General features: G+C 71.6%; 20 protein-coding genes. 13 read left to right on the top strand and 7 right to left on the bottom strand.

Going from position 1 to position 23,774, the window contains the following annotated elements; genetic code table 11:
• Nucleotides 1–103 precede the first annotated feature (103 nt).
• Nucleotides 104–1,573, bottom strand: a complete 1,470-nt coding sequence (locus MOPEL_RS00650; RefSeq protein ID WP_174270575.1) for a uracil-xanthine permease family protein — start codon at nucleotides 1,571–1,573, stop codon at nucleotides 104–106.
• A 284-nt stretch (nucleotides 1,574–1,857) separates the two neighbouring features.
• Between MOPEL_RS00650 and MOPEL_RS00645 the strand changes: the two genes are divergently transcribed.
• Nucleotides 1,858–2,118 (top strand): F0F1 ATP synthase subunit epsilon, encoded by a 261-nt coding sequence (locus tag MOPEL_RS00645; RefSeq protein WP_009480908.1) that lies wholly within the window; start codon nucleotides 1,858–1,860, stop codon nucleotides 2,116–2,118.
• Between the two features lie 7 nt (nucleotides 2,119–2,125).
• Nucleotides 2,126–2,590, top strand: a complete 465-nt coding sequence (locus tag MOPEL_RS00640; protein ID WP_009480907.1) for a DUF2550 family protein — start codon at nucleotides 2,126–2,128, stop codon at nucleotides 2,588–2,590.
• Between the two features lie 229 nt (nucleotides 2,591–2,819).
• Here the strand turns inward: MOPEL_RS00640 and MOPEL_RS00635 are convergent, their stop codons facing one another.
• On the bottom strand, nucleotides 2,820–3,494 hold the full coding sequence (locus MOPEL_RS00635; protein ID WP_009480906.1) for a cob(I)yrinic acid a,c-diamide adenosyltransferase: 675 nt from the start codon (nucleotides 3,492–3,494) through the stop codon (nucleotides 2,820–2,822).
• Between the two features lie 180 nt (nucleotides 3,495–3,674).
• Between MOPEL_RS00635 and MOPEL_RS00630 the strand changes: the two genes are divergently transcribed.
• A complete protein-coding gene (locus tag MOPEL_RS00630) occupies nucleotides 3,675–5,714 on the top strand; it encodes an ethylmalonyl-CoA mutase (RefSeq protein WP_009480905.1) in 2,040 nt (679 codons plus the stop codon).
• A 327-nt stretch (nucleotides 5,715–6,041) separates the two neighbouring features.
• Nucleotides 6,042–7,070, top strand: a complete 1,029-nt coding sequence (locus MOPEL_RS00625; RefSeq protein WP_009480904.1) for a hypothetical protein — start codon at nucleotides 6,042–6,044, stop codon at nucleotides 7,068–7,070.
• Nucleotides 7,071–7,151: 81 nt separating this feature from the next.
• On the opposite strand, the gene MOPEL_RS00620 is transcribed toward MOPEL_RS00625, so the two are convergent.
• Together MOPEL_RS00620 and nucS are read right to left on the bottom strand one after the other, a co-directional pair.
• A complete protein-coding gene (locus MOPEL_RS00620) occupies nucleotides 7,152–8,711 on the bottom strand; it encodes a gamma-glutamyltransferase (RefSeq protein ID WP_009480903.1) in 1,560 nt (519 codons plus the stop codon).
• Nucleotides 8,712–8,868: 157 nt separating this feature from the next.
• Nucleotides 8,869–9,573: an endonuclease NucS gene (nucS, locus tag MOPEL_RS00615; protein ID WP_009480902.1), complete on the bottom strand. Its 705-nt coding sequence runs from the start codon at nucleotides 9,571–9,573 to the stop codon at nucleotides 8,869–8,871.
• A gap of 137 nt (nucleotides 9,574–9,710) precedes the next feature.
• On the opposite strand from nucS, the gene MOPEL_RS00610 reads away from it, so the two are divergent.
• Entirely contained in the window at nucleotides 9,711–11,486 is a 1,776-nt protein-coding gene (locus MOPEL_RS00610) for a 3-hydroxyacyl-CoA dehydrogenase family protein (RefSeq protein ID WP_040632209.1), read from the top strand.
• Nucleotides 11,487–11,643: 157 nt separating this feature from the next.
• Here the strand turns inward: MOPEL_RS00610 and MOPEL_RS16935 are convergent, their stop codons facing one another.
• The gene (locus tag MOPEL_RS16935) at nucleotides 11,644–13,827 is read right to left on the bottom strand and encodes a hypothetical protein (protein ID WP_009480900.1); all 2,184 of its coding nucleotides are present in this window, start codon (nucleotides 13,825–13,827) and stop codon (nucleotides 11,644–11,646) included.
• A gap of 65 nt (nucleotides 13,828–13,892) precedes the next feature.
• Here MOPEL_RS16935 and MOPEL_RS00600 point away from each other — a divergent pair, with 65 nt between their 5' ends.
• Nucleotides 13,893–14,189, top strand: a complete 297-nt coding sequence (locus tag MOPEL_RS00600; protein ID WP_009480899.1) for an Rv1322 family protein — start codon at nucleotides 13,893–13,895, stop codon at nucleotides 14,187–14,189.
• A 342-nt stretch (nucleotides 14,190–14,531) separates the two neighbouring features.
• On the opposite strand, the gene ccrA is transcribed toward MOPEL_RS00600, so the two are convergent.
• Both ccrA and mce read right to left on the bottom strand, forming a co-directional pair.
• On the bottom strand, nucleotides 14,532–15,872 hold the full coding sequence (ccrA, locus tag MOPEL_RS00595) for a crotonyl-CoA carboxylase/reductase (protein ID WP_009480898.1): 1,341 nt from the start codon (nucleotides 15,870–15,872) through the stop codon (nucleotides 14,532–14,534).
• A 351-nt stretch (nucleotides 15,873–16,223) separates the two neighbouring features.
• The gene (gene mce, locus MOPEL_RS00590) at nucleotides 16,224–16,661 is read right to left on the bottom strand and encodes a methylmalonyl-CoA epimerase (protein ID WP_009480897.1); all 438 of its coding nucleotides are present in this window, start codon (nucleotides 16,659–16,661) and stop codon (nucleotides 16,224–16,226) included.
• A gap of 426 nt (nucleotides 16,662–17,087) precedes the next feature.
• On the opposite strand from mce, the gene MOPEL_RS00585 reads away from it, so the two are divergent.
• The 7 genes from MOPEL_RS00585 (at nucleotide 17,088) to MOPEL_RS00555 (ending at nucleotide 23,773) form a co-directional block, all read left to right on the top strand.
• Nucleotides 17,088–18,296, top strand: a complete 1,209-nt coding sequence (locus MOPEL_RS00585) for an acetyl-CoA C-acetyltransferase (RefSeq protein ID WP_009480896.1) — start codon at nucleotides 17,088–17,090, stop codon at nucleotides 18,294–18,296.
• A gap of 153 nt (nucleotides 18,297–18,449) precedes the next feature.
• Nucleotides 18,450–19,409: a methylmalonyl Co-A mutase-associated GTPase MeaB gene (gene meaB, locus MOPEL_RS00580; protein WP_009480895.1), complete on the top strand. Its 960-nt coding sequence runs from the start codon at nucleotides 18,450–18,452 to the stop codon at nucleotides 19,407–19,409.
• A 114-nt stretch (nucleotides 19,410–19,523) separates the two neighbouring features.
• Entirely contained in the window at nucleotides 19,524–19,838 is a 315-nt protein-coding gene (locus MOPEL_RS00575; RefSeq protein ID WP_009480894.1) for a thiamine-binding protein, read from the top strand.
• A gap of 83 nt (nucleotides 19,839–19,921) precedes the next feature.
• Complete coding sequence (locus MOPEL_RS00570) at nucleotides 19,922–20,452, top strand: MarR family winged helix-turn-helix transcriptional regulator (protein ID WP_009480893.1); 531 nt, start codon at nucleotides 19,922–19,924, stop codon at nucleotides 20,450–20,452.
• Nucleotides 20,449–20,766: a GNAT family N-acetyltransferase gene (locus MOPEL_RS18670; RefSeq protein ID WP_083841663.1), complete on the top strand. Its 318-nt coding sequence runs from the start codon at nucleotides 20,449–20,451 to the stop codon at nucleotides 20,764–20,766. Before MOPEL_RS00570 ends, MOPEL_RS18670 begins: the two co-directional genes overlap by 4 nt.
• A 162-nt stretch (nucleotides 20,767–20,928) precedes the next feature.
• Nucleotides 20,929–22,701 carry a coenzyme B12-dependent isobutyryl-CoA mutase large subunit gene (icmA, locus tag MOPEL_RS00560; protein WP_009480891.1) on the top strand — a complete coding sequence of 591 codons (1,773 nt, stop codon included), beginning with the start codon at nucleotides 20,929–20,931 and terminating at the stop codon, nucleotides 22,699–22,701.
• Between the two features lie 163 nt (nucleotides 22,702–22,864).
• Complete coding sequence (locus tag MOPEL_RS00555; protein ID WP_009480890.1) at nucleotides 22,865–23,773, top strand: tetratricopeptide repeat protein; 909 nt, start codon at nucleotides 22,865–22,867, stop codon at nucleotides 23,771–23,773.
• Nucleotide 23,774: the final 1 nt, after the last annotated feature.

Genomic DNA, 23,774 nt, shown 5'->3' with positions numbered 1-23,774 from the left:
CGACTGCGGTACCGGGTCCCGGCCCGGTCGGTACGGCAGAAACCGTACGTCAGAACAGGATCGCAGGTATCGGATCGCGCGGCCGCTCACACGCCGTAGCGGCTCAGGAGTGGTGTGACCCGTCCCACCCGAGCTCCCGGGTGAGGTCCTCGGGTTCACTCAGATCCGTGCCGGAGAGATCGGGCACGGCCGGCGCGGTGCGGGCGCGGGCGGCGAGGGCGTGCGCGAGGTGGTAGCCGACGATGACGGTGATCGTGCCGAGGGCGATCCCGGCGAGCTCGAAGTCGTCGGTGAGGTGGAGGCTCACGTTGCCGACGCCCATGATGATGCCCGCGGCGAGGGGGACGAGGGTAACGGGGTGGCCGAACTGCACGTCGTGCTCGACCCAGATCTTGGCGCCGAGCAGGCCGATCATGCCGTAGAGGACGACGGTGATGCCGCCGAGGACGCCGCCGGGGATCGCCGAGACGACGGCGCCGAACTTGGGGGAGAAGCCGAAGGCGATCGCGGTGAGGGCGGCGACGACGTATGCCGCCGTCGAATAGACGCGGGTCGCGGCCATGACGCCGATGTTCTCGGCGTACGTCGTCGTGGGGGCGCCGCCGACGGCGGTCGAGAGGATGGTCGCGAACCCGTCGGCGCCGACGGCGCGGCCGATGTAGGGGTCGAGGTTCTCGCCGGTCATCTCCCCGACGGCCTTGACGTGCCCGATGTTCTCGGCGACGAGGGCGACGACGATGGGCAGGACCGTGAGGGTGAACCCGAGGTGGAAGGTGGGCAGGTGCCAGCCCGGGGAGGCCGCCGTCGTCGCGTGCGGCAGACCGAACCACGGGGCGGCCGCGACGGGGGCCCAGTCGATGCGGAGGTGGGTCGTCACGTCGCCGGAGGCCGTGGGGCCCGTGATGGGGCCGAGGCCGACGTCGGCGAGCCATGACAGGAGGTAGCCGACGACGACGGCCGCGAAGATCGAGATGCGCGAGAGGAACCCGCGCGAGGCGACGCTCACGGTGACGACGAAGAGCATGACGACCAGGGCGATCCACTGGTCCTGCGGCCAGTACGTCTTCGCGACGACGGGCGCGAGGTTGAACCCGATGAGCATGATGACGGCGCCGGTGACCGCGGGCGGCATGAGCCGGTGCATGAACGTCGGGCCGAGGGCGTGGATGACGACGCCGACGGCGAGCAGCGTCACGCCGATGAAGAACAGGGCGCCGGTCTTGTCCGAGGCGGTGCCGCCGTGTGCGGCGATGATGCCCGTGACGCCGACGAACGAGGCCGACGAACCGAGGTAGCTCGGCACCTTCCCGGCGGTGAGGACGAGGAAGAGGAGCGTCGCGACGCCCGACATCATGATCGCGAGCTGCGGCGACAGTCCCATGAGGAGCGGGAAGACGAACGTCGCCCCGAACATCGCGACGACGTGCTGCATGCCGAGGCCGACGGTGCGTCCCCAGGAGAGACGTTCGGAGGGGGAGACGACGTCGTCGGGGCCGTCGAGCGCGCCGTCGGAGTGCAGGGTCCAGAGCTTCACGTGCGGGAAGGTACCACCGCGGCCGGGTGGGGACCGCATCGGCGTCGTCGCAGGTCAACGACACGAAGTGGGGTGTTGTCGGCGCGGCTGCGGTCCGGCGCCGGCGGCGGGGCCGAGGAGTGAGGGGGCGGTGGGGGATCTCGGCGTCGGCCCGGTGTCGCCCTCGCGTGGAGGGGCCGCGACGGAGGGGGTGGGCCGTCGGGTACCCGTGCGGGACGGGGAAGGTTCGCCCTCCTGCGTCGTGGTGTCCCGCCCTTCCGGGCCGCTCCCGCGCGGCCGACGGGTACACTCGCGGCAATACCGAGCATCGAAGGGGTCTCCACGTGGGTCAGCTGCACGTCGAATTCGTCGCCGCCGACGGCAAGGTCTGGGAGGGCGACGCCGATCGCGTCATCGCCCGCACCATCGAGGGGGACCTCGGGATCTTGCCGCAGCACGCGCCGCTGATGGCCGCGCTCGGCGAGGGTGAAGTCCGCATCGAGGGTGGAGGTGCCGGCTCCTCGTCCTTCACGGTCGACGGCGGGTTCCTCTCCGTCGACAGCGACGTCGTCACGATCGTCTCCGAGACCGTCTCCCGCAACTGACGCCGCCATGACCAGCCGGGCCGTGGTGATCGTCGAGATCATCCCGCTCCTGCTGGCTCTCGGCGCCGTCGCGGTCATCGTCTCCGTCTATCTCCGCCGACGGCTCATCTCGCACGACAGCGACGTCGTGGTGTGCGGCTTCCGCCCTGGCCGGAGCGGGCGTTGGCGACCCTCGCTCCTCCGGATGAGCGCGACCTCGTTGCAGGTGTTCCCCCTTTTCGGGTGGTCGCTGCGTGCCTCCTACACGTGGGGCCGCCGTTCTCTCGACCTCGGCGACGTCACCACGCTCGAGGACGACTCCTCGTTCGCCAACGCCTTCGACACCCAGGGCCGCGGACGCAAGGTCGCCGCGGCGGGTGTCACCGAGTCGGGAACCCCGATGGAGTTCGACCTCGCCGTCGGCCCCCTGCCCTACACGGCGCTCCGGTACTGGGTGGAGTCCTCGCCCCCGACGCCCGCCTGGGGTGTCTGACACCGGGACCCACCGCCCCCTCGGCCGCCGGGGTCCTGTCCGGCCCCGGTCCCAGACGCCGGGGCGGCTCACGACCGCACGTTCCCGCCCCCGTGACCGCCGACGGGCGTCCTCGCCGCAGCGGAGCGTCGGCGGTGCCCCCCCGACCGTGTCTCGTCCGGACCTCGCGCGTCCTGCGAGCCCGGCGTCCGCGGGCGGGGCCCCGGCCTCCGCCCGCGGACGCGCCGACTCACTCCTCGGTCGTCTCCGTGGAGTCGTCCGTGGAGGGGGCCGTCCCCGAGTCACGGCCGCCGCCGGGCTGCCACAGGACGTCGCCGCCCCGGCCGACGTTCGCGACGCGCGCGAGGATGAAGAGCAGGTCGGAGAGCCGGTTGAGGTACTTGGCGGTGAGGACGTTCACACCGCCGGGGTGCTCGGAATCCTTGGCCTTCGCCGCAGGCCCGGTGCCGTACGTCTCGATCGCGGCCCACGTCGACCGTTCCGCCCGCCGGGTGATCGTGCAGGCGAGGTGGAGGTGGGCCGAACCGGCAGTGCCGCCGGGAAGGATGAACGAGCGGAGCTTCTCGACCTGCTCGTTGTAACGGTCGCAGTCGGCCTCGAGCTCGTCGATCCACTCGCCGTGGACACGCAGTGGCGGGTACTCTGCGTCCTCCTCGCCGACGACGAGGGGGTTGCAGAGGTCGGCGCCCACGTCGAAGAGGTCGTTCTGGACGCGCAGCAGCGTCGTGCGGACCTCCTCGGGCAGGTCGCCGCAGGCCACCGCGATGCCGATGGCCGCGTTCGCCTCGTTCGTGTCGGCGTAGGCGGACAGGCGGGGGTCCGTCTTGTGCGTCCGGCTGAAGTCGCCGAGGTGCGTCGTGCCGTCGTCGCCCGTGCGTGTGTAGACCCGCGTGATGTTGACCATGGCGGGATCGTCTCAGACGACGCGGCTCTGGGGGAGGGCACGGGGGCGGCTCGTCGCAGTCGCCGCTGCCCCTGATCGTCCGCGTGCCATCGCGTTCGCCCGCGACGACGTGAGGCGCGTCACCGGATGCGAAGGTGCCGTTGGTCCCGCTCGCTTCGCCCCCGCGGCTACCTTCACTGCATGGGTGCAAACGGAGAACGGGACCGGCCGTGGGTCATGCGCACGTATGCGGGGCACAGCAGTGCCGCCGCGAGCAACGCGCTCTACCGCCGCAACCTCGAGAAGGGGCAGACCGGCCTGTCGGTGGCCTTCGACCTGCCGACGCAGACGGGGTACGACCCCGACCACGAACTCTCCCGCGGTGAGGTGGGCAAGGTCGGCGTGCCGATCTCCCACATCGGCGACATGGCCGCGTTGTTCGACGGCATCCCGCTCGTGGAGATGAACACGTCGATGACGATCAACGCCACCGCGATGTGGCTGCTGTCGATGTACGAGGTCGTCGCCGAGCAGCAGGCGCTCGCCGCGGGGCACGATCCGCAGTCCGACGTCGCCAAGCTCGCGGGTACGACGCAGAACGACATCATCAAGGAGTACCTGTCGCGCGGGACGCACGTCTTCCCGCCCGGCCCGTCCCTGCGGCTCACGGCCGACACGATCGCCTACACCGTGGCCCGGATGCCCAGGTGGAACCCGGTCAACATCTGCAGTTACCACCTCCAGGAGGCCGGTGCGACGCCGGTGCAGGAGGTCGCGTTCGCGATGGCGACGGCCATCGAGGTCCTCGACACCGTGCGGGAACGCGGCGAGGTGCCGCAGGAGAAGTTCGGCGAGGTCGTCGCCCGCATCAGCTTCTTCGTCAACGCGGGTGTGCGCTTCGTCGAGGAGATGTGCAAGATGCGCGCGTTCGTCCAACTGTGGGACGAGCTCACGCGTGAGCGGTACGGGGTGGAAGACCCCAGACAGCGCCGGTTCCGGTACGGCGTGCAGGTCAACAGCCTCGGCCTCACCGAGTCCCAGCCCGAGAACAACGTGCAGCGCATCGTCCTCGAGATGCTCGCCGTCACGCTGAGCAAGAACGCCCGTGCCCGCGCGGTGCAGCTCCCGGCGTGGAACGAGGCCCTCGGCCTGCCGCGGCCGTGGGACCAGCAGTGGAGCCTCCGCCTGCAGCAGGTCCTCGCCTACGAGTCCGACCTCCTCGAGTACGAGGACCTCTTCGACGGCTCGCCCGTCGTCGAGGCGAAGGTCGCCGAGATCGTCGAGGGTGCGAAGGCCGAGATGGCCCGCATCGCCGACATGGGCGGTGCGGTCGCCGCGATCGAGTCGGGTTACATGAAGCAGGAGCTCGTCGCCTCCCACGCGCGGCGCCGGCAGCGCATCGAGTCCGGTGAGGACGTCGTCGTCGGCATCAACAAGTTCACCTCCACCGAGCCGAGCCCGCTCACGGCCGACCTCGACACTGCGATCCAGACGGTCGATCCCGCCGTCGAGAAGGCCGCGAGCGACGCCGTGAAGATGTGGCGCGACGCGCGCGACGCCGACCCGGCGAAGAAGGCCGAGGTCGAGGCCGCGCTCGCGAAGCTCAAGGAAGCCGCGGCGAACGAGAGCGTCAACCTCATGGAGGCCTCGCTCCGCTGCGCCCGCGCGGGCGTGACGACGGGTGAGTGGGCCCACGCGCTCCGCGAGGTGTTCGGCGAGTACCGCGCCGCCACCGGTGTCTCCGGGAGCGTCGGCGTCGGTGAGGCGCCCTCGGGCAGCAAGCTTGCCGAGGTTCGCGACCTCGTGCACCGCACGGGTGAGGAGATGGGGACGCACCTGCGGTTCCTCGTCGGCAAGCCCGGTCTCGACGGGCACTCCAACGGCGCCGAGCAGGTCGCCGTCCGTGCGCGTGACGCCGGCTTCGAGGTCGTCTACCAGGGCATCCGCCTCACCCCCGCCCAGATCGTCAAGGCCGCGGTCGACGAGGACGTCCATGCGATCGGCGTCTCGATCCTGTCCGGTTCCCACATGGAGCTCGTGCCCTCGATCATCGAGGGCCTGAAGGAGGCCGGCGCGGGCGACGTGCCGCTCATCGTCGGCGGCATCATCCCCGAGTCCGACGCGGCCAAGCTGCGGGCGCTGGGCGTCGACGAAGTCTTCACGCCCAGGCACCACGACCTCACCGAGTCGATGGGGCACATCGTCCGCATCATCCGGGAGCGCCACGGCCTCACCGGGTGAGACCCGACGCGAGACCCGACGTGAGATCCGACGCGAGATCCGACGAGGGCGGCCCCGGTCGCGACGACCGGGGCCGCCCTCGTCGTGTCCACGGGACGGGTGCCCGAGGCGCACGGCCGGACGTCCTGCGCGGTCACGGATCGCGCGGCACGGCCCCGAGGACGTGCCGTCGGCGCGCGACCGCATCGGCGGCCGACGATGTCGGAAGACGTGGACGGGGACCGTCCGTCCCCACGCGGATGTCTCTCGTACTAGCGTGATCCCGCGCCGACCCACGTCCGGGTCCGGGGTGTCGCCATGACGGTGGCGAGGGAGCGAGGGGGATCCATGTCGTTCTGCTACGTCGTGCTCAGCCACACCGACCGCGACGGGGTGCTGCGTCTCGTGCGACGTATCCGTGGGTCGAGCCCGGACGCCCACGTCGTCGTCCGCCACGGCGATCCGGACCTCGTGTCGGCCGTCGAGGTCGAGGCGGCCGGAGGGATCGACTACGTGAGTCCCGTCGAGGCGCGGTGGGGTGATTTCTCCCTCGCGGAGATGGCCGTCGACGCCTACCGTGCGGCCCGCGACCTGACCGGTGCGGAGTTCGTCGTGCTCGTCTCGGGGCAGGATTTCCCCGTCCGGGACCTCGCCGATTGGGAAGAGGAGGTGAGGTCCCTCGGGGTCGACGCCCTCCTCGACCCCCTCACCGACCAACCCGACGACCACCGCATGAGGTGGGGGATCTGGACACCACCGGGCCGGATGCGCCGCGACGAGGACGTGCTCCGGCGTGCGGTGGGGAGGGTGGGGACGTTCGCTCCGGGGCGGCTGTCGGTGCTCGTCAGACCTGGTGAGCCGCGGATGTGGTTCGGGGTGAGGTGGCCGCGGCGGGCGCCGGTCCGGCCCGTCAAGGCGGCATTGTGGGCCGTGCTGGGGGAGAGGGCCGTCGACTCCCTCCTGCGGGCCGACACCCCGGAGATGCGACGGTGGTTCCGATCGGTGCGAACCCCCGACGAGTGGTACGTGTCGTCGCTCCTCGCGGCGGACCCGGGGCTCCGGATCGGCCTGGGCGCGACGACGGCGCGACGCTTTGCCCCCGGCTCGCCCAACCCCGATTGGCTCACCCCCGAACTCCTTGCCGACCTGCGGCGGCGCTGGGTGGCGCCGTTCGCGCGCAAGGTCCCCCCGACGGTCGATCGACAGGTTCTCGCGGTGGCCGACGTGATGGCGTCCCGGACCCGGGCAGAGGTGTACGCGGACGCGGTGGACCGGGAACCCGCGAAGCTCACCTGGGTGGGACGCGCCGCAGCGACCCTCGTGGATCGGGACGGCCGCCTCGAGGAGGGGGCCCACCCGGCCGGCCGGCCGGCGTGAGCCCGCCCGGCGACCCGGCGGAGCGTCTGCCTGCGGCGGGAGACGGCCCTACCGAGCGGGCGGGAGGTGCGGAGCGGCGGCTCAGGCCGGCCCGACCCACGTCGCGGCGGCGCGACGCGGGTCACCGGCGGCCTCGAGGTGGCCGTCGGGGTGGCGCATCGCCGCGCCGACGCCGCCGAAGTACATCGCGAGGCCCTCGTGTCCGACCGTCGGGAAGGGGCAACGGGCGAGGGCCTCGGTGAGTCCGGGGCCCGGCTCGTACTCGACGCGCGGCGCGCCGGCGTCGTCGAACGCCACATGGACCCGCGGTGCGTCGATCGCGTTCTGGATCGGGTGACCGTCGAGGCAGATGCCCCCGATCACCTGCATGAGCGCACTCGTGATCCGGTCCGCGCCGGGACTCCCGATCGCGAGGACCGTGCCGTCGTCGCGCCGGGCCGTCGCCGGCGCCATGTTCGAGGCGAGGCGCGTTCCGGGGCGGAGCGCGTGCAGGCCCCGCCGGTTGAGCTCCGGCTCGCCGAGCGCGTTGTTCATCATGAGGCCCGTGCCGGGCGTCGTGAGACCGGAGCCGTAACCCGCCGACGTCGTGATCGCGCACGCGAGGCCCGTGTCGTCGACCGCGGAGACGTGGATCGTCTCGGGGGAGGAGGACAGTGCCGCGAGCCCCTCCGGGCCGATCTCCTCCAGTGCCGCGATGAGCTCCCGGCCCGCCGTCTCGAGGTCGTCGGCGGCGTCGATGGCGCGGCGACGGTACTCGAGCACCGTGTGCTGGATCTCGATGACGTCGGCCGCGTCGGTGTGGCCCTGCTTCTCCCGCCGATCGGCGAGGAGGCGAAGCAGCGTCGTGAGGACGGGCCCGCCGATCGACGGGGGCGGGTTGACGCCGACGTCCCACCTGCCGAGGTCGGTGCGGAGCACGGGACGGATCGCCGTGCGGTACGCCGCGAGGTCCTCGAACGAGAGCAGCCCGCCGTGGGCGTCCATGTCCTCGGCGACGGCGCGGCCGAGCTCGCCGCCGTAGAGGGTCCGCACGCCGTCGCGGGCCAGAGCGTCGAGGGAATTCGCGAGGTCGGGGGACCGCATGATCTCGCCGAGGCGTGGCGGGCCGTCGTGCCCGCCCTGGGTCATGAACTCGTGGGTCTGCGGGTCCCAGGCGAAGAGGTTGTCACCGCTGTACCGGAGGTAGTACTCGGAGGCCCGCCCGAGCGGCCAGCCTCGTCGGGCGAGGTCGGCAGCAGGCGCGACGAGTTCGGCCCACGGCAACGACCCCCATCGCAGCGACGCCTCGTCGAGGGCGGCGAACATGCCCGGGGTCGCGACGGAGCCGTGCCCGCCGTAGACGGTGATGCCGCCGTAGTACCCCATGCGGATCTCGCGGACGCCGCCGCCGAACCACGACTCCGGGCGGCCCCGACCGGGCATCTCGACGTTGCCGTCGAGGACGACGGGCTCTTCGCCGGGGGCCCACACGTTGATGAACGCGCCTCCCATCGGGCTGACGATGCCGACCTCGGTGATGGAGGCGACGAGGACCGCCGCGACGGCCGCGTCGACGGCGTTGCCCCCGGCCTCGACGACGGCGGTGGCGGCCTCGACGGCCTCGGTGTCGGGGCCTGCGACGGCGACGTGGCGGCGGGTCATGATGCTCCCTCGGGTTCGCGGGTGGCGACGGCCGATCCGCGCGTCGTCGCGGGTACTTCCTCGCGGTGCCGAACGGGTCGGGCGTTCAGTCTGGCACCCGCGACGGCCACGACCGCCGTTGCGGTGCGCGCGGTCCGGGGGGAGAGGAGGCCGGGCGTCAGAAGAGCCGGCCGGTGGCGTCGTCGGCGCCGCGGAGCGCGTCGTAGTCGAGGGTGACGCAGCGGATGCCGCGGTCGGTGGCGAGCGTACGTGCCTGGGGCTTGATCTCCTGCGCGGCGAAGACGCCCCGCACCGGCCCGCCCGTGACGAGGTGCGGGTCGCGGTTCATGAGTTCGAGGTAGCGCGTGAGCTGTTCGACCCCGTCGATCTCGCCACGCCGTTTGATCTCGACGGCGACGTGGGCGCCGTCGGCGTCCCGGCAGAGGATGTCGACCGGGCCGATCGGCGTCATGTACTCCCGCCGCACGAGGTGGTAGCCCGCCCCGAGGGTCGTGATGTGCTCGGCGAGGAGCTTCTGCAGGTGCGCCTCGACGCCGTCCTTGACGAGACCCGGGTCGGCGCCGAGCTCGTGGGCGGAATCGTCGAGCACCTCGTGGAGCCGGATCCGCAACCGGTCGTCGTTCTTCGCGTGCCGCACGACCCACACCGACGTCACCCCGTCGGCGACCTCGAACTCGTCGGGGGTGATCTCCGCCATCGAGCACGGCGGAGACATCCAGTTGAGCGGCTTGTACGAGCCGCCGTCGCTGTGGATGAGGACCGACCCGTCGGCCTTCACCATCAACAGCCGCGTGGCGAGAGGGAGGTGGGCCGCGAGACGACCCTCGTAATCGACGCTGCACTTCGCGATGACCAGACGCACCCGCCACACCCTAGGGCAGGGGAGACGCACCGCGCGACGTGCACCGGCGTCGCCTCGTGCACCTCCCGGCGGTGACGTGGGACGCGCCACAAGGACGTGTGGGAGCGGCGACGCCGAGTGTCTGCGAGACTCCCCGCATGGCTCGCGAAATCACGAAGATCGGTGTGATCGGACTCGGCACCATGGGTGCCGGCATCGTCGAGGTCTGTGCCCGAAGCGGGTTCGAGGTCGTCGGCATCGAGATGAACGCCGAGGCCGTCGAACGCGGACGGGGACACCTCGAGAACTCCACGGGACGCGCGGTCTCGCGCGGCAAGATGACCGAGGAGGACCAGAAGACGCTGCTCGGACGCGTCACGACGACCGACGACATGTCGGCCCTCGCCGACTGCGGGCTCGTCATCGAGGCCGTCCCCGAGCGTCTCGACATCAAGCGCGACGTATTCGGCAAGCTCGACGACATCGTCGCCGAGGACGCGATCCTCGCGACGAACACCTCGAGCCTCTCGGTCACCGACATCGCCACCGCGACGCGCTACCCGAGCCGCGTCGTCGGGTTCCACTTCTTCAACCCGGCCCCCGTCCAGAAGCTCGTCGAGATCATCGCGACCGTCATCACGGCGCCCGACGTCCTGGACGACGTCCGCGCGATCGCGGCGAGGCTCGGCAAGGAGCCCGTCATCGTCGGCGACCAGGCCGGCTTCATCGCCAACCGTCTGCTCCTCGCCTACCTCAACCGCGCCGTCGTCATGTACGAGAACAAGTACGCGAGCCGTGAGGACATCGACGCGGCGATGGTGCTCGGCTGCGGGCTCCCCATGGGGCCCCTCGCCCTCCTCGACCTCATCGGCCTCGACGTCGCCTACGCCGTCCTCGACACGATCTACAAGGAGGGCCGCGACAAGCTCCACGCGCCGGCCCCCATGCTCAAGCACATGATCTCGGCGGGCCTGCTCGGCCGGAAGACGGGCCGCGGGTTCTACACGTACGAGAAGCCGGGCTCGGGCACGGTCGTCGACGACGCGATCACGCCCACCGACTCCCTCGACGGCGCGTCCACCCGTCCCGTCTCCACGGTCGGCGTCGCGGGCAGCGGCACGATGGCGATGGGCATCGTCGAGGTGTTCGCCAAGGCCGGGTACGACGTGACGTTCGTCGCCCGCAGCGAGGCCAAGGCCCAGGCGGCCCGCTCCAAGCTCGAGACGAGCCTCGAGAAGGGCGTGCAGCGCGGCAAGCTCACCGAGGAGGCCCGGGACGAGGCCCTCGGCCACGTCACGGCGAGCCACCGACTCGAGGACCTCGCCGACGTCGACCTCGTCGTCGAGGCCATCGCGGAGGAGCTCGCGGTCAAGCGGGCGATGTTCGAGAACCTCGACGAGATCTGCAAGCCGGGCGCGATCCTCGCGACGACGACGTCCTCGCTGTCGGTCATCGAGGTCGCGATGGCGACCCGGCGCCCCGGTGACGTCGTCGGCATGCACTTCTTCAACCCGGCGCAGGTGATGAAGCTCGTCGAGGTCGTCGCCACGGTGTCGACGTCGGCCGACGTCGTCGCGACCGTCACGGAGCTGTGCGGCAAGATCGGCAAGCGCGCCGTCAACTGCACCGACCGTTCCGGGTTCATCGTCAACTCGCTGCTGTTCCCGTACCTCAACGACGCGATCAAAATGCTCGAGGCGCACTACGCGAGCACCGACGACATCGACCTCGCGATGAAGGCCGGGTGCGGCTACCCGATGGGTCCGTTCGAGCTGCTCGACACCGTCGGCCTCGACGTGTCGCTCGCCATCGAGAAGGAGCTCTACCTCGAGTTCCGTGAGCGCGGGTTCGCGCCGGCGCCGCTGCTCGAGCACCTCGTCAAGGCCGGGTACCTCGGCCGCAAGACCAAGCGCGGGTTCCGCACGTACGCCTGACCCCGTTCACGCAGGACGCCCCGTACCGCCTATCCGGCGGTGCGGGGCGTCCTGAGTTCCCGGCCGAGCCGTCGACGGAGCCCCCGGCGGTCGTTCCCCGAGGCCAGGTGCCAGGCGATCACACCCTCGGCCCCATGCGGGTCCGAGGGTGCGAGGATCACTCGGTGGGGCGTCCGCTCGTCGTGGCGGTGAGAGCGGCGCGCAGGGCGTCGGACCCGGCGCGCAGACGCTCGGTCGTGCGAGGCGCCTCGTTCCACGTGGGCACGGCGAGCGTGAACGACGCGGGGCTGCCCGGGGTGCTCGACTCGATCGTCACGTCCATGTTGCGCACCGGAACCAGCGTGGGCTCGCCCGCCTCCGGTACGAGGCCGAGACGGCGGGAGGGGTCGGCGAACGTGAGCATCGACCACGGCAGACGCAGGCGCCACTCCATCGGGGACGTGGGGGCGGGACGCACGAGCTGCCAGGTCGCGAGCGAGGTGTAGTCGGGGGCCGCGGGATCCCACGAGCCGAGGACGAGGTCGCCGATCTTCTGCATCTCGGCGGGCACGAGGTCCTTGCGCCCGGGGACCTGGAGCGGGGGCGCCAGCGTGAGCTGCTGCTCGACCCATCCGCGCCTCGTCGGGCGCGGGAGGAAGAGCGAGGGGAGCCCGTCGAGGCGCGTGGGGTCGAGCGTGCGCCGCACGGACATCGTCACCGTGCTCATCGTGGGGACGAAGTGGAGGCTGACGTCGTGGACCGGCTCGCCCGAGCCGCCCGGGAGGCGCAGACCGTCGGCGCCGTAGAGGTCGAACCCGAGGTCGACCGGGGAGGTGACCCGCCGCGTGAAGAAGAAGGTGAGGTAGAGGTACGAGGCGTCGTGGTCGGCGACGACACGGGCCATCTCGTCCTCGGGCGCGGCGTGGACGACCCGTTCCCCCGCGCGCACCTGGTCGTGGGCGAGGAGGCCGAACCACTGGGCGCTCGTGAGGGGGTCGTGGGTGAGAACGCGTCGATCCGCGGGGACGTCGCGGGTGCGCGGGGCGGTGGGGGCCGAGACGGCGGACCAGTCGTCGGTCCACGACCGGAGGAGGCCGCCGGCGAGGCCGAGGTCGCGGGCGAGGACGAGGAGATCGGCGTCGACCTTCATCGCCTGCTGCTCGGTGAGGAAACCTTCGTGTCGGTCCTGGGCGCCGGTGTGGCTCCGCCCGAGGGAGGCGGGGACGCCCGTCTCGGTGACGAGCAGGGGGCGGCCGGCGTGGTGGGCGCGGAGCTCCCCGAGGTAGGCGCGGAAGGGGTCGGCGGTGCCGGTGTAGGAGGGCTGGAACCGCAGGAACTTGGGGGCGTTCGGGTAGGCCCGGTAGGCGGCGAACGTGCCGGCCGGCCAGGCGGTGAGCACCCCGATGCGGTTGACGTCGACACCTACGCGGTCGTCGTCGGCGACGGGCTCCTCGGGGTGGGAGAGGGGATCTGTCGCGGCGTGGTTCGCGGCCCCGATCGGTGCGCAGGAGCCGCGCTTCGCCTCGTGGGTGGCGAGTTCGTCCATCCGGGCGGCGATCCACGCCTCCGTGACCGTCGCCTTCGCCGTGGTGCGGAAGTACGTGCCGGAGAACGGTGTGGCCGAACCCGCACGGTCGGTGGCGAGGACGGTCGCGGGATCCCACGGCGAGCCGACGAGCCATCCGGCGACCCACGGCGAGACGTCCGCCTTCCACGTGGCGCGCGGGGTGCGTGCCGAGCCCGGGCGCCTGAGGTCGCCGTGGACGGCGGCGCTCGTGTCGGAGATCTCCGCGCGCATCGCCGTCCGCGCCTCGGATCCGAGTGGCCGCGCCTTGCCGGTGGGGGAGGAGAGAGCGGGGATCGTGACGCCCTGGAGGAGGTACAGCGGGGCCTCGGCCTCGGCCGTGTTGTGGGCGTGCAGCGCCTCGTAGAGGGCGGGGGCCTGGAGGGAGTCGAGGCGGACGACGCGGATGCCGAGTCGGGTCATCTCCGCGAACCACCGGCGGTAGTCCTTCACCGCGGGGGCGTGCTCGGAGGCGAGCTTCCCGGGCAGCGTCGGGGCGAGCCCCACCCCGGCCCAGAACGTGCGGTCACCGCCCGCCGTGTGGAGGAGGAGCTGCTCGTCCTTCTGGGAGGCGACGACGGAGAGGCCACCGACGTGCCGGGGCGCAGGGGCCCAGGAGTCGACCTCGGGCGGGCCGGAGGTCGTGGCGAGGGCCGAGGCCGGTCGCGTCGTCGTGGCGGTCGCGCCCGGCGAGGGGGCCGCGGAGGAGGAACAGGCCGCGAGGACGCCGGCCGAACCGGCCGTGAGGAGACCGGCGGTCAGGATCTGGCGTCGGGAGGGGCAGGGGGCCTCGCTCATCGGGTTCTCCTCGAGGGGGTCCGGGTGGTGACGCGGGGGTGCGTCGGTGTTGCGACAATGGGGCCGTGCCCCGATCCAACCGCCGCCGCCGTGAGGAACGCGGCCTGCCCCCCGCCCTGTTCGTCCGGCAGACCCGGGAGGTGTTCGACGGTGGGATGTGGACGGTGCGTGAGGTGACGGGGCGGGACCCCTCCCGTCGGTACGTCTGCCCGGGATGCCTGCAGACCTTCCGCGGCGGCCTCACCCACGTGGTGGCCTGGCCCGAGACGGGCCTCATGAGCGGGGTGGAGGAACGGCGTCACTGGCACACGGCGTGCTGGCGCGCCCGCAATCAGCGCCCGCCTCGGGGCTCCTACCGCTGACGTGCCAGGACGCACCTGATTCCCCCCGACGGATCGTGGCAGTGATGCCGAGTTGCGCGGACGTGGCCGTGGATCGGTCGCGGAACGCGAGACCCGGCCACGCATGTGGCGGCGGGTGGTGCGGCGTATGGCGGGCACCGAACCCCGGCGGCTCCGGTGAGCCTACTACGACCGCTCCGGTGGCCGGGCCGGACGTGGGACGGGCGTCCGCGTGACCCCACATGGGGACGAATGGGCCTGTCGCGCAACGGATCTCGCCTATGGACGCGGCGCGGCCCGCCATCCCTCCGGGAGGGGCGACGGGCCGGTGGCCGAGCCGGGCGGGCCGGCGGGGGATCCGCGTCAGACGTTGCGGAAGCGGTTGATCCTGTCGACGAGCGGCTCACGACGCTCGGGGTTCGTCACACCGAGACCCTCCTCGGGGGCGAGGCAGAGGACGCCGACCTTGCCCTGGTGTGCGTTCTTGTGGACGTCGTAGGCGGCCTGGCCCACATCCTTCATCGAGTACGTCTTGCTCAGCGTCGGCTGGATGAGGCCGCGGCGGATGAGGCTGTTGGCCTCCCACGCCTCGCGGTAGTTCGCGAAGTGGCTCGAGACGATCTTCTTGAGGTTCATCCAGAGGTAGCGGTTGTCGTACTCGTGCATGTAGCCCGAGGTCGACGCGCACGTCGTGATCGTGCCGCCCTTGCGGGTGACGTAGACGGACGCACCGAACGTCTCACGGCCCGGGTGCTCGAAGACGATGTCGACGTCGTGGCCGTTCGTGAGCTCACGGATGTCCTTGCCGAACCGCTTCCACTCGCGCGGGTTCTGCTGGGTGTAGTCGTCGTTCCAGAACCTGTAGTCCTTCTCGCGGCGGTCGAGGACGAGCTCGGCGCCCATCTTGCGGCAGATCTCGGCCTTCTCCGGGGAGGAGACGATGCAGATCGGGGTGGCGCCGCCGGCGAGGGCCATCTGCGTGGCGTACGAGCCGAGGCCTCCGCTCGCGCCCCAGATGAGGACGCGGTCGCCGAGCTTCATCGCCGCACCGTTCTTGCTGATGAGCTGGCGGTAGGCCGTGGAGTTGACGAGGCCGGGGCTCGCCGCCTCCTCCCACGTGAGGTGCTCGGGCTTGGGCATGAGCTGGTTGGCCTTGACGATCGCGAGCTGGGCGAGACCACCGAAGTTCGTCTCGAAGCCCCAGATGCGCTGCTCGGGGTCGAGCATCGTGTCGTTGTGGCCGTCGTGGTGCTCGAGCTCGACGCTGAGGCAGTGCGCGACGCACTCCTGGCCGGGCTTCCACAGGTGCACGCCGGGGCCCGTGCGCAGCACGACGCCCGAGAGGTCGGAACCGACGATGTGGTAGGGCAGGTCGTGGCGCTTGGCGGCCTCGGAGGTGCGGCCGTACCGCTCGAGGAACCCGAACGTCGAGACCGGCTCGAAGATCGAGGTCCACACGGTGTTGTAGTTGACCGAGCTCGCCATGACGGCGACGAGCGCCTCGCCGGGGGCGAGCTCGGGGAGGGGCACCTCGTCGATGTGGAGGCTTTCGCGCGGGTCCTTGTCCTTGCTGGCCCGGCCCTCGAACATGTCGACCTCGTCCTTGCGGACGACGACCGCCTCGAAGGACTCGGGCACCGACAGCTCGGAGTAGGTCTCCTCCGTCCGGTCACCGGACATGATGGCGTCGAGAATCTCCTGCATGGCGTCTCCTTGGCTCGTCGTCGAGTCGTGCGCGGCGTCGACCACGGGCGGGCGACGCTGATCCCCCTCACCATTGCGGGCTGCCGCACTACTGGGGAGTACTCCGGCGGGTGAGGTTCGTCACGAGACGGGTCCGGTGCCGCGCCGCCACGGATGGGAGGGCGCGGGCGGGACCGTCCGGCGGTCGACGCGATCGGTCTCGACGGCCGATGGGGGGCTCGGTGCCGACGGCGGGATGACCCTCGGACCCGGGACGGGCCCTGGCGGGCGCGCCGTCCTGCCGACGGACGTCGTGGCCCGGACGCGCGTGAGGGGCGGACCCTGACGGGTCCGCCCCTCGTCACCGCGAGATCAGTGCATGCCCTCGGGGTTGGGCTCGACGAGCTCGACGAGCACGCCACCCGCGTCCTTGGGGTGGATGAAGTTGATGCGGGAGCCGGCGGTGCCGCGCTTGGGCTCGGGGTAGAGGAGGCGGAGGCCCCGCTCCTTGAGAGTGGCGCAGACCTCGTCGATGCTCTCGACGCGGTAGGCCATCTGCTGGATGCCGACGCCGTTCTTCTCGATGAACTTGGCGATCGTCGACTTCTCGTTCAGCGGCGCGAGCAGCTGGATGCAGGAGGTGGAGTCACCCACGGCCATCATGGCCTCGGCGACGCCCTGCTCCTCGTTCTCCTCGCGGTGCAGCATCTTCATGCCGTACTTCTCCTCGTAGAAGGAGATGGCCTCGTCGAGGTCCCGGACGGCGATGCCGACGTGGTCGATGTGCGTGAACAGTCCCTGTGCGCTCATGTTTCCAGCGTAGGAGCCCCCACCTCGGGAGGGAACGGCCCGGTGCGGTTCGGTGGGACGAACGGCCCGACGGGGGGCCCTCGCGTGGGCATGGGGGCCGCCCGCGGCGGCGAGGGAGGCACCTCCTCGTGCCGCCGACGGGGGCGCCTCGGACGCGCGACCGATGACCCTCGGGCGTCGCGATCGGGGCGGTGCGCCACCGACCGTCGCCGGTCACCGACGAGGAGTGCCGCCGGCCGCACGGACGGGGACGCCCCGGGCCTCACGGCGAAGGGGCGTCCGAGGGGCGCTCTAGAGTGGGGCCGAGTCCTCGACGACGTGGCCGACGTCGCAGGGCGTGATCCCGGCGTCACCACGGCGCACGGGCCCCGTCCCGCGGATCGTCCACCGACGCACCGACATCCGCCCACCCGGAAGGCCTGATCCATGACCGACCAACAGTCCCGCCCCACCACCGTCATCGTCGACGGGGCCCGCACGCCCATCGGCCGCCTCATGGGCTCCCTCGCCTCCTTTTCCGGCGCCGACCTCGGCGGGATCGCCATCAAGGCCGCCCTCGAGAAGTCCGGCGTCGAGCCCGAGCAGGTCGAGTATGTGATCATGGGGCAGGTTCTCACCGCCGGCGCCGGGCAGATCCCCGCCCGCCAGGCCGCCTCCAAGGCCGGCATCCCGATGCAGGTCCCGGCCCTCACGATCAACAAAGTGTGCCTCTCCGGCCTCGACGCGATCGCCCTCGCCGACCAGCTCATCCGCGCCGGCGAGTTCGACGTCGTCGTCGCGGGCGGCCAGGAGTCGATGACCCGGGCGCCGCACCTGCTCCCCGCCAGCCGTGGCGGCTTCAAGTACGGCGACGTCACGATGAAGGACCACATGGACTACGACGGTCTGTGGGACGCCTTCACCGACCAGGGCATGGGCAACCTCACCGAGTCCGCCAACCGTGGCGCGCAGCAGGTGAGCCGCGAGGAGCAGGACGCGTTCTCCGCCGCGAGCCACCAGCGCGCCGCCAAGGCGTGGGAGGAGGGCCTCTTCGACGACGAGGTCGTCCCCGTCGCGATCCCGCAGCGCAAGGGTGACCCGATCACGTTCGCCGAGGACGAGGGCATCCGTCCCGAGACGACGCCGGAGACGCTCGCCAAGCTGCGCCCTGCGTTCCGCAAGGACGGCACGGTCACGGCCGGCTCCGCCTCGCAGATCTCCGACGGCGCCTGCGCCGTCGTCGTCATGAGCCGCGCCAAGGCCGAGGAGCTGGGCCTTCCGTGGCTCGCCGAGATCGGCGCCCACGGCGTCGTCGCCGGCCCCGACTCCACGCTGCAGAACCAGCCGTCCGACGCGATCGTCGCCGCCTGCCGCAAGGAGGGCATCGAGCCCGGCGATCTCGACCTCGTCGAGATCAACGAGGCGTTCGCCGCCGTCGGCGTCGCCTCCGCGCGCACCCTCGGGCTCTCCGACGACAAGGTCAACGTCAACGGTGGCGCCATCGCGATGGGTCACCCGATCGGCATGTCGGGTGCCCGCATCCTCCTCCACCTCGCCAAGGAGCTGCGTCGTCGCGGCGGTGGCGTCGGTGCCGCCTCCCTGTGCGGTGGCGGCGGCCAGGGCGACGCCTTGATCGTCCGCGTCCCGAAGAACTGATTGCTGGGGCATGCTGGACCGGTGGGTGACGCCCACCGGTCCGGCCCGCCCCTCCGGGTGCCACGGTCGTCCCCGGCAAGCGTCGCACCCACCCCGGTCCGCATCCGTCCGCATTCGTCCGCATCCGTCCCACTACGAAGAGGTAGCTCACCGATGGCCCGTCAGGTCGACGTCCCGGCACTCGTGGAATCCGCACGCAAGGGGGCTCCCCGCGCCGTGGCGCGACTCATCTCCCTCGTCGAGGACGGCAGTCCGGCCCTGCGCGACATCATGGCCGCGCTCGCGCCGTACACGGGTCACGCGCACATCCTCGGCATCACGGGCAGCCCCGGCGTCGGCAAGTCCACGTCGACGAACGCGCTCGTCACGGCACTGCGTAAGCAGGGCAAGCGGGTCGGTGTCCTCGCCGTCGACCCGAGTTCGCCGTTCTCCGGCGGCGCACTCCTCGGCGACCGCGTGCGTATGCAGGACCACGCGCTCGACCCCGAGGTCTACATCCGTTCGCTCGCGAGCCGCGGCCACCTCGGTGGCCTCTCCGCCGCGACGCCGCAGGCGATGCGCGTCCTCGACGCGGCCGGTTGCGACGTCATCCTCGTCGAGACCGTCGGCGTCGGGCAGAGCGAGGTCGAGATCGTCGGCATGGCCGACACGACCCTCGTCCTCCTCGCGCCCGGCATGGGCGACGGCATCCAGGCGGCCAAGGCGGGCATCCTCGAGATCGGTGACGTCTTCGTCGTCAACAAGGCCGACCGGGAGGGCGCCGACTCCACGGTCCGCGACATCCGCCACATGATCAGCCTCGGCGACCGCACCGAGCCCCACCTCTGGCGTCCGCCTGTCCTCAAGACGATCGCCGACCGCATGGAGGGTGTCGAGGACGTCCTCGAGGGCATCGACAAGCACATGGCGTGGATGACGGAGCACGGCGAGCTCGACCGTCGCCGCCGCGCCCGCGCCGCGCAAGAGATCGAGGCGATCGTCCTCGCGCAGCTGCGTGCCCGCATGGGTGACCTTCGCGGCGGACACGGCATCGGCGACCTCGCCGCGGCCGTCGTGGCAGGCGAGACCGACCCGTACCGCGCCGCCGACGACATCGTCGCCGCACTGAGCTGAGGCCGTCCGGCCCGAACGGGGGCGTGGAGTCCGACGAACGTCCGGGCGCCACGCCCCCGTTCGCGTCCGGCCGAACGGCTGCACGCCGCGCTCCGACATCCCTAGGCTGGGGTCATGCTCGTCGCCTTCTCCGTCGCCCCCTCCACCGCCGCCGACGAATCGGGCTCGGTGAGTGCCGCCGTCGCCGACGCGATCGCGATCGTGCGCGCCTCCGGCGTCCCGCACCGCACCGACTCGATGTTCACGACTTTGGAGGGGGAGTGGGAGGAGTGCATGGACGTCGTCAAGCGGTGTTGCGACGCCGTCGGTGAGCACGGCGGGCGGGTGTCGCTCGTCCTCAAGGCCGATATCCGTCCCGGCCACACCGGCGAACTCAAGGGCAAGCTCGACCGCCTCGAGAAGGCCGTCGCCGCACGCGACGAGGCCTGATCTCCCGCCGACCCACCACTCCCGCGCTTCCGCGCGCGGTCGGGCCGGAGAGCGGGGCAGTCCGTGTCGGTACTCTGACCTGCATGAAGACGACCCGCAGGCTCGCGTTCGACCCCATCAGACGGGCCGCGGTGCTGTGGGAACGCACCTGGGGTACGGCGTCGGCGCCTCAGTCGATGGCGACCGCGACGTCGGTCATGCGGGTGCAGCAGCTCCTCCTCGCCGAGTTCGACGCCCTCCTCGCCGAGTTCGACCTCACCTTCCCGCGGTTCGAGACCCTCGTCCTCCTCACGTTCAGCCGTGAGGGCCGCCTGCCCATGAGCATCGTCGGCGAACGCCTCATGGTGCATCCGACGAGCGCGACGAGCCTCGTGCGCCGCCTCGAGGCGCAGGGCTACGTCGAGCGGGTCCCCAACCCCGACGACGGGCGCGGCACCCTCGCCGTCATCACCCCGCCCGGGCGGGAGGCCGCCGAGCGGGGCATGCGTCGCCTCGTCGACGCCGGGTTCGGACTCTCCGGGCTCACCGGGCCGGAGCGGGTCGAGCTGTTCCGCCTCCTCGAGAAGGTCCGCATCGGCCACGGAGACGTGCGGCCGGCCGAGGCTCAGGACTGAGGACGGCGCGTTCGTCGGGCGCGTCTCTCTTCCGCCTCGACCGACGCGTCCCCGCCGGGGGGATCGGCTACTGGCTCTCGAGCGCCCACACCGGCCGCGGCCTCATGTGGGAGGCCGTCGCGGCGCTCGTGGACGCGAGTCTCGCGGCGGTCCTGCGGCGCGTGGAGATCCGCTGCGACCCTCGCAACGTGCGCAGCGCCCATGCCGCCGAGTCCCTCGGGTTCGTCCGCGAGGGCGTCCTGCGATGTTCGGTGGCCGACCCGTCCGACCCGGCCCGTCTGCGCGACACGGCGGTCTACGCCCGGGTCCACTGAGCCCTCGGGGTGATGTGCGGCGGCCGGGCGGGGGTGTCGTCCCAGGTCAGGGGTCCTGCCGGTTGCCACCGCAGGGCCCCTGGGCGGAGCGGCCGGGAAGCCCGAGGAAGATCATCGGCCCTCCTCTTCCCATTTACTAGGAAGTCCTAGTAGTTTGGGGGCATGACGATGACGTCGCAGGAGACCCAGAACGCCGTGTCCGGTCGCGAGCGCTGGCAGCAGCGCTACGCCGCTTCGAAGGTCCGCGACGCGGACTTCACCACCCTCTCCGGCATGGAGGTCGAGCCCGTCTACGGCCCCACCGCCGAGCAGGAGGCCGCCGACCCCGACTTCGACCGCATCGGGTGGCCGGGGGAGTTCCCCTACACCCGTGGTCTCTACGCCACCGGCTACCGCGGGCGCACGTGGACGATCCGCCAGTTCGCCGGCTTCGGCAACGCCAAGCAGACCAACGAGCGCTACAAGATGATCCTCGGCCGCGGTGGCGGCGGTCTCTCCGTCGCGTTCGACATGCCGACCCTCATGGGGCGCGATTCCGACGACGCGATGAGCCTCGGCGAGGTCGGCCACTGCGGTGTCGCCATCGACTCCGCCAACGACATGGACATCCTGTTCTCCGACATCACCCTCGACGAGGTCACGACGTCGATGACGATCTCGGGCCCGGCGGTCCCCGTGTTCTGCATGTACCTCGTCGCCGCCGAGCGTCAGGGCTGCGACGTCGGCAAGCTCAACGGCACGCTCCAGACCGACATCTTCAAGGAGTACATCGCCCAGAAGGAGTGGCTGTTCTCCCCGGAGCCGCACCTGCGCCTCATCGGCGACCTCATGGAGTACTGCGACGCGAACATCCCCGCGTACAAGCCGCTGTCGGTCTCCGGCTACCACATCCGCGAGGCCGGCTCCACAGCCGCGCAGGAGCTCGCGTTCACCCTCGCCGACGGGTTCGGTTACGTCGAGCTCGGCCTCTCGCGCGGCCTCGACATCAACTCGTTCGCGCCCGGCCTGAGCTTCTTCTTCGACTCCCACGTCGACTTCTTCGAGGAGATCGCGAAGTTCCGCGCCGCCCGCCGCATCTGGGCCAAGTGGATGCGTGACGTCTACGGTGCGACGAGCGAGAAGGCGCAGTGGCTGCGGTTCCACACGCAGACCGCGGGTGTCTCCCTCACCGCGCAGCAGCCGCTCAACAACGTCGTCCGTACCGCCACCGAGGCGCTCGCGGCCGTCCTCGGCGGCACGAACTCCCTCCACACCAACGCGCTCGACGAGACCCTCGCCCTGCCCACCGAGCAGTCCGCCGAGGTCGCCCTCCGCACGCAGCAGGTCATCATGGAGGAGACCGGCGTCACCAATGTCGCCGACCCGCTCGGCGGCTCCTGGTACGTCGAGGCCCTCACCGACAAGATCGAGGCGGAGGCCGAGGCGATCTTCGACAAGATCCTCCGCCTGGGCGGCTCGACCGTCGGCGCCGACGACAAGGCCGGCCTCGCCGAGATCGTCCGCACGAGCACGGGCCACAAGGGTGCCGACGCCACGTGGCCGATGACCGCGGGCATCCTCCGCGGCATCGAGGAGGGCTGGTTCTCCGCCGAGATCGCCGACGCCGCGTTCCACCACCAGATCGCGCTCGAGAAGGGCGACAAGCGGGTCGTCGGCGTCAACTGCCACACCGACTCCGTCGCGAACGAGCTCGAGATCCTCCGCGTGAGCCACGAGGTCGAGCGCGACCAGGTGCAGGAGCTCGACGAGCGCCGCGCGGCCCGCAACGAGGACATCGCTGCCGACGCCCTCGCCCGCATGGTCGAGGTCTCCCGCACGAGCGAGAACATGATCCCCGCCATGCTCGACGCCGTCCGCGCCGAGTGCACCCTCGGCGAGATCTGCAACGCCCTCCGCGACGAGTGGGGCATCTACCGCGAACCCGCCCGCTTCTGAGCGACGCACACGCCACGTCCGCGGCCCGTCCGCCCTTCGGGGGTGGGCGGGCCGCGTCGCGTCCAGGCCGTGCCGCGACCGCGGGCTGCTCGCGGTCGGTGGAGGTCGGCATCGAGGCGACTCCGGTTGTCATCGCACCCCGTGCGTCGGCAAGAATGCAGGTATGACCGACCAGCCTGGTATCAGCACGTCCGCCCTCCGCGGGGCGGTCGACCTGTCCTCCCTCGGGCAGGGCCCGAAGAACGACTCCGGCGCCCCGGCGCCCGGGGGTATCCGCGTCGACGCCGACGAGGCGTCGTTCCAGGAGCTCATGCTCGGCACGCAGGACGTCGCCGCGCTCGTCGTCGTGTGGTCCGCCTCCCACCCCGAGACCGAGGCTGCCGTGACGAACGCCGTCGCCGCCGCCGAGCGTCTCCAGGGGCGGCTACGGGTCATCGCCGCCGACGCCGACGCCCACCCCCGCATCGCGCAGGCGTTCCAGGTGCAGCAGCTCCCGTTCACCCTCGGCGTCATCGCCGCACAGCCCGTGCCGCTGTCACCCGGCGTCATCCCCGTCGACCAGCTCCTCCCCGCCCTCGAGCAGCTCCTCCAGGTCGCGAAGGAGAACGGGGTCACCGGCCGCGTCGCCGTCGACGGGACCGAGGCCGAGCCCGAGCCGCTCTCTCCGGAGCACCAGGCCGCCTACGACGCCATCGAGAATGGCGACTTCCACGCCGCCTCCGAGGCCTACCGCGCCGCTCTCAAGAAGAACCCGAAGGACGCCGACGCCACCGCCGGCCTCGCCCAGGTGTCCCTCATGGAGCGCACCCAGGGTGCCGACCTCGCCGCCGCCCGCACCGCGGCCGCCGAGAACCCCGACGACATCGACGCCCAGCTCGCCGTCGCCGACCTCGACGTCCTCGGCGGTCACGTCGAGGACGCGTTCGTGCGGCTCGTCGACCTCGTCCGCCGCACCACCGAGGACGACCGCGAGAAGGTCCGCCGCCGCCTCGTCGAGCTGTTCGAGGTCGTCGGCGCCCAGGACGAGCGTGTCGTCAAGGCGCGCCGCGCGCTCATGAGCGCCCTGTTCTGAG

It is taken from the genome of Mobilicoccus pelagius NBRC 104925, assembly GCF_000247995.1.
In the GTDB taxonomy this organism is placed as follows: Bacteria; Actinomycetota; Actinomycetes; order Actinomycetales; family Dermatophilaceae; genus Mobilicoccus; species Mobilicoccus pelagius.
Note: the sequence above shows the minus strand (reverse complement) of the source record. Positions and strands in the feature narration are given on the sequence as shown.